The sequence below is a fragment of the Vreelandella mediterranea genome, from assembly GCF_970647075.1.
Map to the genome: position 1 here is coordinate 3,007,476 of NZ_OZ310198.1, position 16,359 is coordinate 3,023,834.

At 59.2% G+C, this 16,359-nt stretch carries 11 protein-coding genes and 3 rRNA genes; 4 read left to right on the top strand and 10 right to left on the bottom strand.

Going from position 1 to position 16,359, the window contains the following annotated elements; translation table 11 throughout:
• The first annotated feature begins 7 nt into the window (after positions 1-7).
• Positions 8-754 (top strand): 1-(5-phosphoribosyl)-5-[(5-phosphoribosylamino)methylideneamino]imidazole-4-carboxamide isomerase, encoded by a 747-nt coding sequence (gene hisA, locus ACWFVE_RS13865; RefSeq protein WP_447529852.1) that lies wholly within the window; start codon positions 8-10, stop codon positions 752-754.
• On the top strand, positions 751-1,524 hold the full coding sequence (gene hisF, locus ACWFVE_RS13870) for an imidazole glycerol phosphate synthase subunit HisF (RefSeq protein WP_447529853.1): 774 nt from the start codon (positions 751-753) through the stop codon (positions 1,522-1,524). The genes hisA and hisF overlap by 4 nt, the downstream gene beginning before the upstream one ends.
• Before the next feature lie 56 nt (positions 1,525-1,580).
• Here hisF and ACWFVE_RS13875 read toward each other — a convergent pair whose 3' ends face one another.
• The gene (locus tag ACWFVE_RS13875; protein WP_447529854.1) at positions 1,581-2,186 is read right to left on the bottom strand and encodes a YjaG family protein; all 606 of its coding nucleotides are present in this window, start codon (positions 2,184-2,186) and stop codon (positions 1,581-1,583) included.
• 119 nt (positions 2,187-2,305) lie between these two features.
• Between ACWFVE_RS13875 and ACWFVE_RS13880 the strand changes: the two genes are divergently transcribed.
• Complete coding sequence (locus ACWFVE_RS13880) at positions 2,306-2,995, top strand: type 1 glutamine amidotransferase (RefSeq protein ID WP_447529855.1); 690 nt, start codon at positions 2,306-2,308, stop codon at positions 2,993-2,995.
• Here ACWFVE_RS13880 and mnmH read toward each other — a convergent pair.
• From mnmH to ACWFVE_RS13900, 4 genes are all read right to left on the bottom strand, one after another.
• A complete protein-coding gene (gene mnmH / locus ACWFVE_RS13885; protein ID WP_447529856.1) occupies positions 2,992-4,074 on the bottom strand; it encodes a tRNA 2-selenouridine(34) synthase MnmH in 1,083 nt (360 codons plus the stop codon). The genes ACWFVE_RS13880 and mnmH overlap by 4 nt on opposite strands.
• Positions 4,075-5,112: a selenide, water dikinase SelD gene (gene selD, locus ACWFVE_RS13890; protein WP_447529857.1), complete on the bottom strand. Its 1,038-nt coding sequence runs from the start codon at positions 5,110-5,112 to the stop codon at positions 4,075-4,077.
• A 131-nt stretch (positions 5,113-5,243) separates the two neighbouring features.
• Positions 5,244-6,617, bottom strand: coding sequence for a DNA repair protein RadA (radA, locus tag ACWFVE_RS13895; RefSeq protein ID WP_447529858.1), 1,374 nt, complete (start codon positions 6,615-6,617; stop codon positions 5,244-5,246).
• A gap of 113 nt (positions 6,618-6,730) precedes the next feature.
• Positions 6,731-7,183 carry a copper resistance protein NlpE N-terminal domain-containing protein gene (locus ACWFVE_RS13900; RefSeq protein ID WP_447529859.1) on the bottom strand — a complete coding sequence of 151 codons (453 nt, stop codon included), beginning with the start codon at positions 7,181-7,183 and terminating at the stop codon, positions 6,731-6,733.
• A gap of 215 nt (positions 7,184-7,398) precedes the next feature.
• Between ACWFVE_RS13900 and hisC the strand changes: the two genes are divergently transcribed.
• The gene (hisC, locus tag ACWFVE_RS13905) at positions 7,399-8,460 is read left to right on the top strand and encodes a histidinol-phosphate transaminase (RefSeq protein WP_447529860.1); all 1,062 of its coding nucleotides are present in this window, start codon (positions 7,399-7,401) and stop codon (positions 8,458-8,460) included.
• Positions 8,461-8,705: 245 nt separating this feature from the next.
• Here hisC and rrf read toward each other — a convergent pair.
• From rrf to ilvC, 5 genes are all read right to left on the bottom strand, one after another.
• Positions 8,706-8,821, bottom strand: a 5S ribosomal RNA gene (rrf, locus tag ACWFVE_RS13910).
• A 111-nt stretch (positions 8,822-8,932) separates the two neighbouring features.
• A 23S ribosomal RNA gene (locus ACWFVE_RS13915) occupies positions 8,933-11,825 on the bottom strand.
• Positions 11,826-12,115: 290 nt separating this feature from the next.
• Positions 12,116-13,648, bottom strand: a 16S ribosomal RNA gene (locus tag ACWFVE_RS13920).
• Together the 16S, 23S and 5S rRNA genes form the textbook arrangement of a ribosomal RNA operon.
• 475 nt (positions 13,649-14,123) lie before the next feature.
• On the bottom strand, positions 14,124-15,002 hold the full coding sequence (gene pssA, locus ACWFVE_RS13925) for a CDP-diacylglycerol--serine O-phosphatidyltransferase (protein ID WP_447529861.1): 879 nt from the start codon (positions 15,000-15,002) through the stop codon (positions 14,124-14,126).
• A gap of 160 nt (positions 15,003-15,162) precedes the next feature.
• Complete coding sequence (ilvC, locus tag ACWFVE_RS13930; RefSeq protein ID WP_447529862.1) at positions 15,163-16,179, bottom strand: ketol-acid reductoisomerase; 1,017 nt, start codon at positions 16,177-16,179, stop codon at positions 15,163-15,165.
• Positions 16,180-16,359: the final 180 nt, after the last annotated feature.

The window sequence follows — 16,359 nt, forward strand, 5'->3', positions numbered from 1 at the left end:
ATTTACCATGCTAGTTATTCCCGCGATTGATCTCAAAGACGGCCAGTGCGTGCGCTTGAAGCAGGGCCGTATGGAGGATGCCACCTCCTACGGCGATGACCCGGTCGCCATGGCCGCCCGCTGGGTCGAAGCTGGCGCGCGCCGCCTACACCTGGTCGATTTGAACGGCGCCTTCGAAGGCAAGCCGGTCAACGGCGAGGCGGTCACCGCCATCGCCCGCGCCTACCCGAATCTCCCCATTCAGATCGGCGGCGGTATCCGCAGCGCGGAAACCATCGAGCATTACCTGAGCGCCGGCGTTTCCTACGTGATCATCGGTACCAAGGCGGTGAAAGAGCCAGCATTCGTCGGCGAAATGTGCCGTGCTTTCCCCGGCAAGATCATCGTTGGCCTGGACGCAAAAGATGGCTTCGTGGCCACCGACGGCTGGGCGGAGGTCTCCACCATCAAGGCGACCGAACTTGCCAAGCGCTTCGCCAATGACGGCGTTTCAAGCATCGTCTACACCGACATCGCCCGGGACGGAATGATGCAAGGCGTCAATATAGAGGCCACCGCCGAGCTTGCCCGTGAAGGGGGCCTTCCGGTCATCGCCTCCGGCGGGGTGACCAACCTCGACGACATCCAGGCGCTTTGCGGCGTAGCGGATAGCGGTATTCTGGGCGCCATTACCGGCCGCGCCATTTATGAAGGAAGCCTGGACGTGCGTGAGGCCCAGCGCCTGAGCGACGAGCTGACCGGGGGCAAGGTATGAGCCTGGCCAAGCGGATCATCCCTTGCCTGGATGTCGACGCGGGCCGCGTGGTCAAGGGCGTCAATTTCGTGGGCATTCGCGATGCCGGCGACCCGGTGGAGATCGCCAAACGCTATAACCAGCAAGGCGCCGACGAGATCACCTTTTTGGATATCACCGCAAGCTCCGACGAGCGCGCGACCACGGTAGACATGGTGTCGCGTATCGCCGGCGAAGTATTCATTCCGCTCACGGTGGGCGGTGGTATCCGCACCTGCGACGACATCCGCACCATGCTCAACGCCGGCGCCGACAAGGTGTCGATCAACACCGCGGCGGTGACCAATCCGGATTTCGTTTTCGAAGCCGCCGAGCGCTTTGGCAGCCAGTGCATCGTGGTGGCGATCGACGCCAAGAAGGTCTCTAAAGAGGGCGAGACACCGCGCTGGGAAATCTTCACCCACGGTGGGCGCAAACCGACCGGGTTGGACGCCGTCGAGTGGGCGAAGAAGATGGTCGAACTGGGTGCCGGCGAGCTACTGCTGACCAGCATGGACCGTGACGGCACCAAAAGCGGCTTCGACCTGGGCGTGACCCACGCCATTTCCGAGGCGGTGAGCGTACCTGTGATCGCCTCGGGCGGCGTGGGCACCCTGGAGCACCTGGTCGACGGCGTATTGAAAGGCGGTGCCGACGCGGTACTGGCGGCCAGCATCTTTCACTTCAGCGAGTACACGATTCCCGAAGCCAAGCGCTTCATGGCCGAGCGCGGCATCGAGATGCGCCTGTAAGGATTCACCCGGCACGGCCAGGCCTGCCGGGTCATCCAGGCGCTCAAAAGCGTGCTTTAAGCGTCGTCGTCCTCATCAAGGCTTAGCCCCAGGTTGCTGATGCCGCCGTTGCGGCCAAGCACGCGTACTTCTTTTAACGCGGCCTTATCGAGGGGCGCGCTCACTGCTTCCAGCACCGCGTCCTGAAAGTCGTTTTCGTCTTCCATCAGCGGGTGATCGCGAATGATCAGCGCAAGCTTCTGGGCATCCTCTTCCCCTTCGGTGAGTTCGATGAAGGCGCGCACGCCGGCCCGAGAGGTGCGGCTCACGTCCAGCACCGCCTCGCCGGCTTCCCCCTGCAGCGTATCCAGCAGCGAGGTGACGGACACCACTGCATCCAGCGCCCGGCGGGCACCGAAGCTGTCGTCCTCGGCGGGCGGTTCACACTCGGCCAGCTTCTCTGCCTGGCGGGCAAAATCGATGCTGGCGTTGGGTACCGTGAGCCGCTCCCATACCAGGCTCAACACGGTTTTAAGTGTATGGCTGTCGCCGTGACCGGTGGTCTGCTCGTAAAGCGCGTAGTTGGGGATCAGCCGCTCACAAAGGGCCGCCATAAAGGCTTGCTGGGCCGTCAGCGAAAGCGTTTGCAGCTTTTGATAAAATCCAAGAGGTTTGGCCACCATGTTGATTTCCTGAGCCTTTATATTGGTGAAAACGGTATTGGTGAAAACAGTGCGATACGCTATCGTCGCACACCCAAGCGATATTTTCGCAGTGAACGACGGCCGGCGAGGAGATTACCATGCATATTCATCTGCTACAGCACGGCCCTGACCACGGCCCCGCGCGTCTTACCGACTGGCTCGAGAGCATGGGCCACAGCTACACCGTGTTCCGCCTGTTCGAAGGCGAGCTCACCCCGCGTCACGGCGAGTGCGACGCGCTCATCGTACTCGATGGCCCGGAGACACTAGCCAAGGATCCCCCCGCCTGGTTCAAGGCGGAAAAAAAGCTTCTAAACCGCTATCTGGACGGCCAGCGCCCGGTACTGGGTATCGGCCTGGGGGCGCTTTGGATCGCCGAGGCCCTGGACGCGGTGATCGCACCGGGTACCTACCCGGAAACCGGCTGGCACACGGTGACGCTTGCGCCAGATAGCCCGTTCGATTTGCCGGAGCGATTCGAGGCGTTCATGTGGCACCGCTACGTGTTTAGCCTGCCCGAGGACGCTTTGCCGTTAGGCGGAAGCGAAGCCGCCCCACTTCAGGGGTTTGCCTGGGACGTCGGGCGGGTGGTCGGCCTTATGTGCCACCTCGAGGCGACTGCGCAGAGCGTGGCCGGGTTGTTCGAACACCCGCCGGCCACGCCCGGCACTCAGGCGCTGAATCGCTACCTGCAAAGCGAGCAGGCCATCGTGGAGAACCCCGGGCGCTTTCACGCCCTGGCCCCGCTTTTGGACCGGGTGATGCTGCAGTGGTTAGCGCGCGCCTAGGCGCTCCACGCTCGGGCGGCTTCCAGGCAGCTATCCCAGTCGCCTACGTGCAGCGGTGCCGGGGCGTTCTGGCGCCGCTCCAGGTGGTAGCGGTATAGCGGGTCGTAATATTCGGTCAAAAGCGGCCCAAGCCAGGCTTCGTGGGCCTGCACGTTGCCCTGGGCGTGAGCGCTAAACGCCAGGGCCTGCAGCCGTTGAAGGCGCTGCAGCCGGGCGTTGCCCAGCCGCTTGGCTAAGCGTTTGAGGCTGTTGGAGAGCTGCTCCTTCATGCGCTCCCAGCCCTGCTCGGGGCCAAAGCGCGCTGCGTACGCCGCCTCCAGCGCTTCGATATAGTCATAACGAAGCTGCTCCAGGCGCCAGTCCAGCGGCATCTCGACGCGAATACGCGGCGCCTTCTCGAGCGCCTGCCAAAAGGTGAGCGGAATATTGGCACTGCCGATCTGGCGTGACTCGTCTTCCATGACCAGCTTGGCGTTTTGACCCAACAGCTGCCGGGCCAGGGCGTGCTCGAAATCGATCTGAGTGGCCGGTTCATCGGGTTGACGACCGAAGGCCGAGCCCTTGTGATTGGCGCAGGCTTCCAAATCGATGCCGTTTTGCAGCTGGTTGATCAGCACCGTTTTGGCCGAGCCGGTCAGCCCCGATACGACCAACATTGGCTGCTCGGCGGCCTGGTCGATACGCGCGCAGAGCGCGCGGCGCATGGCTTTCCAGCCGCCTTGAATGCGCGGCACATCGATGCCCGCCTCCGCAAGCCACTGCTGGGCGATCTGCGAGCGCAGGCCGCCACGAAAGCAGTAAAGCATCGCCTCGGGGTGGCGCTCGAGATACCCACGCCAGGCCTCGATGCGCGCCTTTTTAACGTCGCCGCTGACCAGGCGCTCGCCCAGTGCGATCGCGGCTTGCTGGCCGTGCTCTTTGTAAGCGATGCCTACCTGGTGGCGCTCTTCGTCCACCATTAGCGGCAGGTTGACCGCGCCGGGCAGGCCGCCCTGGGCGAACTCCACCGGCGCGCGCACATCGATCAGCGGTGCGCCCTTGCCAATCAGCGCGGTCGTAGCGGGTAGGTCGGTGGTCATTTACCCAACCACTTCGATCAACGCGTCGCCTGCGCGCGCCTTCAGCGTACCGAAGGGCTGCAGGTTCAGACCGTGCTCGCGGCCAACGCGCTCGACATCATCCTGCCAGGCGGGGTCGACGCTGAGCAAAAGGCCGCCGGAGGTCTGCGGGTCGCAAAGCCACTGCCAGTGGGCTTCGTCCATGGCGGGCAACTGGGAGCCCAGGGCGTCGCGGTTGCGCAGCGTGCCACCGGGCACCGCGCCCTGGCGCCGGTAGGCTTCAGCCTCGGAAAGCCGCGGCAGGCGGCGAAAATCGACTTGGGCCATCACGTTGCTGGCGCTACAAATCTCGCTCAGGTGGCCGGCCAGACCGAAACCGGTCACATCGGTCATGGCGTTGAGGCCTTTGACCTTGGCAAGCTCGATACCGATGCGGTTGGATTTCAGCATGGTTTCACGGGCAAGGCCGTGGTGGCCGTCTTCCAACAGGCCGCGCTTCTCCGCCGTGGTCAAAATTCCCACGCCCAAAGGCTTGGTCAAATAGAGCAGGTCGCCGGGTTTGGCACTGCTGTTGAGCTTGAGCTGGTCGAGCTGGACCAGGCCGTTGACCGCCAGGCCAAATATCGGCTCCGGCGCATCGATGGAGTGCCCGCCGGCCAGCGCTACGCCAAGCTCGCGGCACACGCCCTGGGCGCCGGCGATGACGTCGCCGGCGATCTCCGGGGCGAGCTTGTCCACCGGCCAGCCCAGAATGCTCAGCGCCATGACCGGCGTGGCGCCCATGGCGTAAATGTCGCTAATGGCGTTGGTCGCGGCAATACGGCCGAAATCGAAGGGGTCATCGACGATCGGCATGAAAAAGTCGGTCGTCGAGACCATACCGCGGCCGTCGCCCAGGTCATACACGGCGGCGTCTTCACGGCCCTGGTTGCCGACGATCAACTGCTTGTGCCCCGCGGCCGGCCCCGCCTTGGCTAAAATGCTGTCCAGCACGTCCGGGGCGATTTTGCAGCCGCAACCGGCGCCGTGGCTATATTGGGTTAGTCGAATCGAACTCATCGTATCGCTCCTTGAAAAAAATCCATTGGCGCGTCGTTGTTGGTATTGGCCCGTCATTTCGTGTTGATGACGACAGGCCGCTGTTAAAAGCGTCGTAGTTGGAAGCATCGTATCTAAAAGCGTAGTACAGCTTAAAGCGCTTCCAGCGCATCGCTTAGTTTATCGACGGGGATGACTTCCATACCCTTGGGTGGCTGCTTCGGGGCGTTGGCCCGCGGCACGATAGCGCGCAAAAAGCCGTGCTTGGCCGCCTCGACAATGCGCTCCTGGCCGCTGGGCACCGGGCGGATCTCGCCGGAAAGCCCCACCTCGCCAAACACCACCAATTCCTTGGCAAGCGCTCGGTTTTGCAGGCTCGACACCACCGCCAACAGCACCGCTAAATCGGCGCTGGTCTCCAGCACTTTGACACCGCCCACTACGTTCAAGAAAACGTCCTGGTCGCCGGTGAAAAGCCCACCATGGCGGTTGAGCACGGCCAACAGCATCGCCAGGCGGTTTTGATCCACGCCTACCGCAACGCGCCGTGGGTTGCCCAGCGCCGATTCATCCACCAACGCCTGCACCTCGACCAAAATCGGCCGCGTGCCCTCCCACACCACCATGACCAGGCTACCTGGCGACTGCTCTTCCGGGCGGGAGAGGAAAATAGCACTGGGGTTTTTGACCTCTTTCATGCCCTGTTCCAGCATGGCGAAGACACCCAGCTCGTTCACCGCGCCAAAGCGGTTTTTTTGGCCGCGCAAGGTTCTAAACCGCGAGTCGGCGCCGCCTTCCAAAAGCAATGAGGCGTCGATCATGTGCTCTAGCACCTTGGGCCCGGCCAGGGTGCCATCCTTGGTGACGTGGCCGACCAGCAATAACACCGTATTGCTCTGCTTGGCGAAACGGGTCAGCGCCGCCGACGATTCGCGCACCTGGGCGACCCCGCCAGGCGCGGAGCTGATGTCTTCCAGGTGCATGGTCTGGATCGAGTCGATCACCAGTATTTCGGGCTTTTCGCGCTCGGCGACCGCTAAAATCGTCTCGACGCTGGTTTCGGCCAGCATCTTGAGCCCGCTGGTCGGCAACTGTAGGCGGTGGGCGCGCATGGCGACCTGGGAGAGCGACTCCTCACCGGTCACGTACATGATACGCCGCTGCTGGGCGAGCTTGCAGGCGGTTTGCAGTAAAAGGGTCGACTTACCCGCGCCGGGGTTGCCGCCCAGCAGCACCGCGGAGCCTGGAACCAGCCCGCCGCCCAGCACGCGGTCGAACTCGCCGAAGGTCGAGCTGAGCCTGGGCACTTCGCTTAAATCGACATTGCTCAAGTCGACCACGTCCCGGGAAAGATCCCCCGCGTAGCCGGCGCGCCCTTGGGCGGGGGCGCCGCTACCGGGCCGGGCGCTTGCCAGGCGGACCTCGCTTAGCGTATTCCATTCGTTGCAGCTCGAGCACTGCCCTTGCCACTTACGGTACTCGGCACCGCATTCGGTACACACATAGGCGCTCTTTGCTTTTGCCACGCCGCTTCGCTCCTGTCTCACTGTCTACCATGGCCTAACCAACGCCTGGCAAAAACACAAAAGGCGGCTCGCGGCCGCCTTTGTCTATCGAACAATGTGCAGTTCCTGCGCGCTTACTGGCGCTGAAGCTGCAGCATCTCGCCGTTTTCAAAGCGGCGGCGCTCCGGGTCGATCAGCTCGAGCGTTTGCTCGCTAATCTTCTGGAAGTAGTAGATCTGGCCATCGCCATTGGGCGTGAGTTCGTACACGGTCGCGTTCGAATCAGAAGGCGTACCGGTCAGCACTTCCCAGTTACCGGTGTAGTTTTCGTCCGGCGGCGTTTGGGGGTGATTACGATAGCTTGCCTGCAGCGCGAACGTACGCTCCTGCGCGGCACTGCTCTCTTCACCTTCCAACGTGACATCCAGATCGATGCCGTCACAGTTGCGGCAAGGCAGTGTGCCCTGATAGTTCGCCTGGGACGCGCTCATCGCCGGTGCCTGTTCACTCTGATCGGTCTGGCCAGATGCGCAGCCTGCCAACAGTGCCAACATAGCCGAACCGGCTAGCAAACTCCTGAATTGCATTGGGTGTCTCCTTATCGTGTTGGACATACATTTCTTTCGTGCGCTTGTGACAGCATAACCGCTACAAGGTGCAACGCCCAGCCCCGACACCCTGGAATCGCACAAGGGTACCGCAACGCAGCAAAGGCGCAGGACGTCGCGGCCGGTAGAACTTGCGCTGGGTCGAGCGCCGGGCCACCATGATGCTCCTTGCAAGGATAATCAGGTTACCTCTAATGAGCCAATTCTGGAGCCCCGCCGTTCGGTCACTCACCCCGTATGTGCCCGGCGAGCAGCCCGTTGAGCGCCTTATCAAGCTCAACACCAATGAAAACCCTTACCCCCCGGCGCCGGGCGTGGGTCAGGCACTGGGGAGCTACGCAACGGATCATCTGCGGTTATACCCGGACCCTACCTCCCGCGCGCTTCGCCAAACACTTGCCGACACCATGGCCGTCGATATTACCAACACCTTTGTCGGCAACGGCTCCGATGAAGTGCTGGCCTTCGCTTTCAAGGCGTTTTTCTGCCACGGGGCGCCGCTCGATGCGCCGGCGATCACCTACAGCTTCTACCCGGTTTACGCCAACTTGTACGGTATCGAACTTCGCCAACACGCGCTCGATGCCAAGTGGGAGGTCGACCTTGACGCCCTAAGCGCAAACACCGAGCGCAGCGGCGTGATTCTGGCCAACCCCAACGCGCCGACCGGCCATGCTCACTCCCTCGACGCCATCGAGGCGCTTTTAAAGCGCGTGCCGGACCGGGTAGTGCTGATCGACGAAGCCTACGTCGATTTCGGCGCCGAGAGCGCGGTTGCGCTGACCAAGCGCTATCCGAACCTGCTGGTGACTGGCACGTTCTCCAAATCGCGCAGCCTGGCCGGGCTACGGTTGGGCTACGCCATCGGCTCAGCCGAGCTGATCGACGGCCTGCAACGCGTCAAGGACTCGTTCAACTCCTTCCCGGTGGACAGCCTGGCAAGCCTGGTCGGTATCGAGGCGTTAAAAGACCAGGCGCATTTCGACGCCTGCCGCAACCATGTGATCGCAACCCGCGAGCGCACTCGCGGCCGTTTAGAGGCGCTCGGCTTTGAAGTGCTGCCCTCCAAGGCGAATTTCGTACTCACCCAGCACCCGGCATTCGAAGGCGCTCAGCTTTTCGCCGCCCTGCGCGAACGCGGCATTCTGGTACGCCACTTCAATACCGACACGCTCGCCAACTTCCTGCGCATCACCATCGGCACCGACGACGAGATGGATAGCCTGATGGAAGCACTGGAAAGCATCTGCCGTTAAGGGCCACGTTGCCCCCTTGTAGGAGCAGGCTTCAGCCAGCGATGCGGCGCACCGCGCCGCCGGGGTGGATGGCAGGCACGGTGGCAAATTCGCCCCCGGGCGGCTGACGCCGCCATCGCCCAATGAAATTGGGCTCCTACAGGAGTCGGAGGCACCGTGGCGGGCACTATTTGGACCGTCCGGCCTTTTCCTGCGCGCATAAAAAAGCCCCGAACACAGTGTGCTCGGGGCTTTTTCGAAGATGTGCCTGACGATAACCTACTCTCGCATGGGGAGACCCCACACTACCATCGGCGCGTTGCGGTTTCACTTCCGAGTTCGGCAAGGGATCGGGTGGTTCACGCAAGCCATGGTCGTCAGGCGTAACTTTCAATGTATATTGGCTGACTGTCTTGTGATCGTTTCTTTTTTGCGTATCCGGTGCTCTGTCGAGCGTCGTTGTCACTACAGGACCAGACCCCTTGGGTGTTATAGGGTCAAGCCTCACGGGCCATTAGTACACGTTAGCTCAACGCCTTGCAGCGCGTCCACACCGTGCCTATCAACCAGCTGGTCTCGCTGGGCCCTTCAGGAGGCTCGAGGCCTCGGGGATGTCTCATCTTGAAGGGGGCTTCCCGCTTAGATGCTTTCAGCGGTTATCCCGTCCGCACATAGCTACCCGGCAATGCCACTGGCGTGACAACCGGAACACCAGAGGTGCGTCCACTCCGGTCCTCTCGTACTAGGAGCAGCCCTTCTCAAACATCCAACGCCCACGGCAGATAGGGACCGAACTGTCTCACGACGTTCTAAACCCAGCTCGCGTACCACTTTAAATGGCGAACAGCCATACCCTTGGGACCGACTTCAGCCCCAGGATGTGATGAGCCGACATCGAGGTGCCAAACACCGCCGTCGATGTGAACTCTTGGGCGGTATCAGCCTGTTATCCCCGGAGTACCTTTTATCCGTTGAGCGATGGCCCTTCCATACAGAACCACCGGATCACTAGAACCTGCTTTCGCACCTGCTCGACGTGTCTGTCTCGCAGTCAAGCACCCTTATGCTCTTGCACTCATTGCACGATGTCCGACCGTGCTGAGGGTACCTTCGTGCTCCTCCGTTACTCTTTGGGAGGAGACCGCCCCAGTCAAACTACCCACCACACACTGTCCTCGATCCGGATAACGGACCCGAGTGAGAACACCAATGATGCCAGGCTGGTATTTCAAGGTTGGCTCCCTCCGAACTGGCGTCCGGAGTTCAAAGCCTCCCAGCTATCCTACACAGGCAACATCAGTATCCAGTGTGAAGCTATAGTAAAGGTTCACGGGGTCTTTCCGTCTAGCCGCGGGTACACCGCATCTTCACGGCGATTTCAATTTCACTGAGTCTCGGGTGGAGACAGCGTGGCCATCATTACGCCATTCGTGCAGGTCGGAACTTACCCGACAAGGAATTTCGCTACCTTAGGACCGTTATAGTTACGGCCGCCGTTTACCGGGGCTTCGATCAAGAGCTTCGCCCAGAGGGCTAACACCATCACTTAACCTTCCGGCACCGGGCAGGCGTCACACCCTATACGTCCGCTTGCGCGTTAGCAGAGTGCTGTGTTTTTACTAAACAGTTGCAGCCACCTGGTATCTTCGACCGGTTCGGGCTGAAGGAGCAAGTCCTCTCACCCTAATCCGGCGTGCCTTCTCCCGAAGTTACGGCACCATTTTGCCTAGTTCCTTCACCCGAGTTCTCTCAAGCGCCTTGGGATTCTCACCCTGACCACCTGTGTCGGTTTGGGGTACGGTCGCATGTCATCTGAAGCTTAGAGGCTTTTCCTGGAAGCGTGGCATCAGTGACTTCCGGATCGTAATCCGTTCGTCTCGCGTCTCGGCTTTAAAGGGTCCCGGATTTACCTGAGACCCAGGCCTACTCGCTTTCACCAGGACAACCAACGCCTGGCTCACCTAGCCTTCTTCGTCCCCCCATCGCAATGACATCCGGTACGGGAATATTGACCCGTTTCCCATCGACTACGCCTTTCGGCCTCGCCTTAGGGGCCGACTCACTCTGCTCTGATTAGCATCGAACAGAAAACCTTGGTCTTCCGGCGGGGGAGTTTTTCACTCCCCTTATCGTTACTCATGTCAGCATTCGCACTCGTGATACCTCCAGCAGACCTCTCGATCCACCTTCATCGGCTTACACGACGCTCCTCTACCGCTCATCCCTAAGGATGAACCCGTAGCTTCGGTACCTGGTTTGAGCCCCGTTACATCTTCCGCGCAGGCCGACTCGACTAGTGAGCTATTACGCTTTCTTTAAAGGATGGCTGCTTCTAAGCCAACCTCCTAGCTGTCTGAGCCTTCCCACATCGTTTCCCACTTAACCAGGATTTGGGGACCTTAGCTGACGGTCCGGGTTGTTGCCCTTTTCACGACGGACGTTAGCACCCGCCGTGTGTCTCCCACGCTGCACTCACCGGTATTCGGAGTTTGCCTCGGGTTGGTAAGCCGGGATGGCCCCCTAGCCGAAACAGTGCTCTACCCCCGGTGGTGATACGTGAGGCGCTACCTAAATAGCTTTCGAGGAGAACCAGCTATCTCCGGGCTTGATTAGCCTTTCACTCCGATCCACAAGTCATCCAAATCTTTTTCAACAGATCCTGGTTCGGGCCTCCAGTTGATGTTACTCAACCTTCACCCTGCTCATGGATAGATCGCCCGGTTTCGGGTCTATATCCAGCGACTGGTCGCCCAGTTAAGACTCGCTTTCGCTACGCCTCCCCTATCGGTTAAGCTCGCCACTGAATATAAGTCGCTGACCCATTATACAAAAGGTACGCAGTCACCCAACAAGTGGGCTCCTACTGCTTGTACGCACACGGTTTCAGGATCTATTTCACTCCCCTCGCCGGGGTTCTTTTCGCCTTTCCCTCACGGTACTGGTTCACTATCGGTCAGTCAGGAGTATTTAGCCTTGGAGGATGGTCCCCCCGTCTTCAATCAGGGTTTCTCGTGCCCCGACCTACTCGATTTCACATGATCAGACTTTCGACTACGGGGCTATCACCCGCTACGGCCGGACTTCCCAATCCGTTCGTCTAGTCATTCACATGCTTAAGGGCTGGTCCCCGTTCGCTCGCCGCTACTGGGGGAATCTCGGTTGATTTCTTTTCCTCGGGGTACTTAGATGTTTCAGTTCCCCCGGTTCGCCTCGTATCCCTATGTATTCAGGATACGATACTGACCTTGTGGTCAGTGGGTTTCCCCATTCAGAGATGTCCGGGTCACAGGTTGTTTGCCACCTCACCGAACCTTATCGCAGGCTACAACGTCTTTCATCGCCTCTGACTGCCTAGGCATCCACCGTGTGCGCTTCATTGCTTGACCCTATAACCCGAAGGAGTCTGGATCCCGCAATGACAACGATTGCCGGATACGCTTGAAACGTATCACAAAACAATTGCGTATCGAGATCACGCTATAAACACAGCCACCCTAAAGGCACTTGTCTTCATATCGTCATTCGATACTGTCAGCATGATATACATTGTTAAAGAGCGACTGCTATAAGCAGTGATAAGACATCGCCGAAGGCGATAAGCTTATCACTGCTCATTTAACAGCTACTTGATCAGGTAATTCATTGTGAGCGCTTGCCGGGAGAGTGACGCATCGTTTAAGGAGGTGATCCAGCCGCAGGTTCCCCTACGGCTACCTTGTTACGACTTCACCCCAGTCATGAACCACACCGTGGTGATCGCCCTCCAAAGTTAGGCTAACCACTTCTGGTGCAGTCCACTCCCATGGTGTGACGGGCGGTGTGTACAAGGCCCGGGAACGTATTCACCGTGGCATTCTGATCCACGATTACTAGCGATTCCGACTTCACGGAGTCGAGTTGCAGACTCCGATCCGGACTGAGACCGGCTTTCTGGGATTCGCTTACTCTCGCGAGTTCGCAGCCCTTTGTACCGGCCATTGTAGCACGTGTGTAGCCCTACCCGTAAGGGCCATGATGACTTGACGTCGTCCCCACCTTCCTCCGGTTTGTCACCGGCAGTCTCCCTAGAGTTCCCACCATTACGTGCTGGCAAATAGGGACAAGGGTTGCGCTCGTTACGGGACTTAACCCAACATTTCACAACACGAGCTGACGACAGCCATGCAGCACCTGTCTCTGCGTTTCCGAAGACACCCCGGGATCTCTCCCGGGTTCGCAGGATGTCAAGGGTAGGTAAGGTTCTTCGCGTTGCATCGAATTAAACCACATGCTCCACCGCTTGTGCGGGCCCCCGTCAATTCATTTGAGTTTTAACCTTGCGGCCGTACTCCCCAGGCGGTCGACTTATCGCGTTAACTTCGCCACAAAGTGCACAAGGCACCCAACGGCTGGTCGACATCGTTTACGGCGTGGACTACCAGGGTATCTAATCCTGTTTGCTACCCACGCTTTCGCACCTCAGTGTCAGTGTCAGTCCAGAAGGCCGCCTTCGCCACTGGTATTCCTCCCGATCTCTACGCATTTCACCGCTACACCGGGAATTCCACCTTCCTCTCCTGCACTCTAGCGTGACAGTTCCGGATGCCGTTCCCAGGTTGAGCCCGGGGCTTTCACAACCGGCTTGTCATGCCACCTACGCGCGCTTTACGCCCAGTAATTCCGATTAACGCTTGCACCCTCCGTATTACCGCGGCTGCTGGCACGGAGTTAGCCGGTGCTTCTTCTGCGAGTGATGTCTTTCCTGGCGGGTATTAACCGCCAGGCGTTCTTCCTCGCTGAAAGTGCTTTACAACCCGAAAGCCTTCTTCACACACGCGGCATGGCTGGATCAGGCTTGCGCCCATTGTCCAATATTCCCCACTGCTGCCTCCCGTAGGAGTTCGGGCCGTGTCTCAGTCCCGATGTGGCTGATCATCCTCTCAGACCAGCTACGGATCGTTGCCTTGGTGAGCCGTTACCTCACCAACCAGCTAATCCGACATAGGCTCATCCGATAGCGGGAGCCAAAGCCCCCTTTCTCCCGTAGGACGTATGCGGTATTAGCCTGGGTTTCCCCAGGTTATCCCCCACTACCGGGTAGATTCCTATGCATTACTCACCCGTCCGCCGCTCGTCAGCGTCCAGCAAGCTGGACCTGTTACCGCTCGACTTGCATGTGTTAAGCCTGCCGCCAGCGTTCAATCTGAGCCATGATCAAACTCTTCAGTTTAAAATCATTGTGATTCTTGCCTGTCGCTCGAAAGCAACAGAGGCGAATCAACCCTGGCTCAAGGTTCAAACGAATTTGAAGAATTCGAAAACTCTTCTTGTGCGCTTGCCTTGATATAAGGTGACTTGTCACCCTCATCGGCAAACGCCCACATGAATTACCTGATCAAATTGTTAAAGAGCGGTTTCGCTTCGGCTAATACTTGACTCGATGACCTGAGCCGGCTGCCGTAGCGAGGAAGGCGTATTTTACGCTCATCCCTGAATTTGTCAACCGCCGATTTTGGCGAGTGAAGCGAGCGAACAAAAACCGCTAACCTCCTGACAAACCGAGAGTTTTCACTCTCATTCACCGCTGGCAACGCCTTGCGCCCCCGGCAGCGGATGCGTACTTTACGGATTCGCTGCCGGGAGTGCAAGGGGTTTTTGAAAAAGCTTTATCAAAAGAACACATAAGCGTCACGCCCGCGTAACCTTTAGCGGGCACCGCCCTGCTTCCCCTTGCTTTTAGCTTTGCGCACGGCCGCGTAAACCGGGCCCGAAAGCACATACGCGCCAAACAATAGTAGTAGCATGACCGATGGCTCGACCGAGATCATGACAAAACCGAGCACGACGGCCAGCAGCACGACAAAAGGTACCGGCTTTTTGAAGTCGAGCTCCTTGAAACTGTAGTAGCGAATGTTGCTCACCATCAACACGCCTGCCGCGCCCACCACGACCAGCATTAAAAGCTTGAAGCCAAAGGCATCGGCATCGAAGCTGTGGAAGGTCCAAACGCTGGCGGCAACCAGTGCAGCGGCGGAAGGACTTGGCAAGCCGATGAACCACTTCTTGTCGGTACTGCCGATCTGCACATTGAACCGTGCCAATCTGAGCGCAGCACAGGCAACGTACAAGAAGGCGACGACCCAACCGGTCTTACCGATATCCTGAAGAATCCAGCTAAATGCCACCAATGCCGGCGCCATGCCAAAGGAGATCATGTCGGCCAGGCTGTCATACTCGGCGCCGAAGGCGCTTTGCGTATTGGTCATGCGCGCCACGCGGCCATCGAGGCCGTCGAGCACCATGGCGATGAAGATAGCCACCGCCGCCGCGCTAAAATCACCGTTGATACCGGCGACCACCGCAAAAAAGCCGGAGAACAACGCCGAGGTCGTAAACAGGTTGGGCAGCAGGTAAATGCCTTTGCGACGGATCTTCTGACCGTCTTCGACGGCTTCTTCGACGACCTCGGTTTCGCGCAAAAATGCCGTGGCGAGATCTTCGTTGCTGACCGACTCGCTGTCCTTCTCTGGATTATAAGGCGGCGGAGTATGTCCTGGCTCTTGGTCGCGAGCATCCTGAGTCATAAGCGTCATCCCTAATGTGAAGTCATGTATAGGCAGGTTTTCATTCTACACGCTACCCGGCCAACGGCTACCGCTATTGGCACCCGGCACCAAACGCAAAAAGGGCGCGATAAACGCGCCCTTCTTTAATAGCAACCAACTCGACGATACAGGTATCGAATCAGTTTTTGCTCTTGTCGACCAGCTGGTTGGCCGCGATCCACGGCATCATGCCGCGCAGTTTGGCACCGACCTGCTCGATTTCGTGCTCGGCGTTCAGACGACGGCGCGCGGTCATCGAGGGGTAGTTGGAAGTACCTTCGCTGATGAACATCTTGGCGTACTCGCCAGTCTGAATGCGCTTGAGCGCGTTGCGCATTGCCTCACGAGACTGTTCGTTGATCACTTCGGTGCCGGTCACGTACTCGCCGTACTCCGCATTATTGGAGATGGAGTAGTTCATGTTGGCGATGCCGCCTTCATACATCAAGTCAACGATCAGCTTGAGCTCGTGCAGGCACTCGAAGTAGGCCATTTCCGGCGCGTAGCCCGCTTCGGTCAACGTTTCGAAGCCCGCTTTTACAAGCTCGACCGCGCCGCCGCAAAGGACTGCCTGCTCGCCAAACAAATCGGTTTCGGTTTCGTCTTTAAAGGTAGTCTCGATGATACCGCTGCGGCCACCGCCCACGCCCGCAGCGTAGGAGAGTGCGAGCTCCTTGGCGTTGCCGGATGCATCCTGGTGAATGGCGATTAGATCCGGGATGCCGCCGCCTTTGACGAACTCGGAACGCACGGTGTGGCCCGGCGCTTTCGGCGCGATCATGATCACGTCCAGGTCCTGGCGCGGCTCGATCTGGTTGTAGTGGATGTTGAAACCGTGGGCGAACGCCAACGTCGCGCCCTCTTTCAGGTTCGGCTCGACTTCCTGCTCGTAGATCGCTTTCTGGTTCTCGTCCGGGGCGAGCAGCATCACCACGTCGGCGGTTTTGCACGCATCGGCAACGCTTGCCACGTTAAGACCCGCCGCTTCGGCCTTGGAAGCAGAGGAAGACCCCTGGCGCAGCGCCACAGTGACATCGACACCGGACTCTTTCAGGTTGTTGGCGTGGGCGTGCCCCTGGGAGCCGTAACCCACGATGGTGACCTTCTTGGCCTGGATCAGGGAAAGGTCGCAATCTTTATCGTAAAAAACGCGCATGGTGGTCTCCTAAAAGTCGTTATCGAATCGTGTCTTTTTAGACCGTTTATGGGAAACGGCTTCAGCGTTGCTGGCCAACCGAGCCGTGGTGCGGCGTCGGTATGTGGCGATGAATTAACTCTACGCCGCGCCAATCGTTGCGTAAAACGCTATATTTGCAAGATACTATTTCAAATAATG

Excerpts from the sequence above, each read along its gene's own strand:
- selD (WP_447529857.1), bottom strand. The coding sequence starts at position 5,112 with ATGAGTTCGATTCGACTAACCCAATATAGCCACGGCGCCGGTTGCGGC.
- hisC (WP_447529860.1), top strand. The coding sequence starts at position 7,399 with ATGAGCCAATTCTGGAGCCCCGCCGTTCGGTCACTCACCCCGTATGTG.
- ACWFVE_RS13880 (WP_447529855.1), top strand. The coding sequence starts at position 2,306 with ATGCATATTCATCTGCTACAGCACGGCCCTGACCACGGCCCCGCGCGT.
- ACWFVE_RS13900 (WP_447529859.1), bottom strand. The coding sequence starts at position 7,183 with ATGCAATTCAGGAGTTTGCTAGCCGGTTCGGCTATGTTGGCACTGTTG.
- mnmH (WP_447529856.1), bottom strand. The coding sequence starts at position 4,074 with ATGACCACCGACCTACCCGCTACGACCGCGCTGATTGGCAAGGGCGCA.
- hisA (WP_447529852.1), top strand. The coding sequence starts at position 8 with ATGCTAGTTATTCCCGCGATTGATCTCAAAGACGGCCAGTGCGTGCGC.
- ilvC (WP_447529862.1), bottom strand. The coding sequence starts at position 16,179 with ATGCGCGTTTTTTACGATAAAGATTGCGACCTTTCCCTGATCCAGGCC.
- pssA (WP_447529861.1), bottom strand. The coding sequence starts at position 15,002 with ATGACTCAGGATGCTCGCGACCAAGAGCCAGGACATACTCCGCCGCCT.
- ACWFVE_RS13875 (WP_447529854.1), bottom strand. The coding sequence starts at position 2,186 with ATGGTGGCCAAACCTCTTGGATTTTATCAAAAGCTGCAAACGCTTTCG.
- hisF (WP_447529853.1), top strand. The coding sequence starts at position 751 with ATGAGCCTGGCCAAGCGGATCATCCCTTGCCTGGATGTCGACGCGGGC.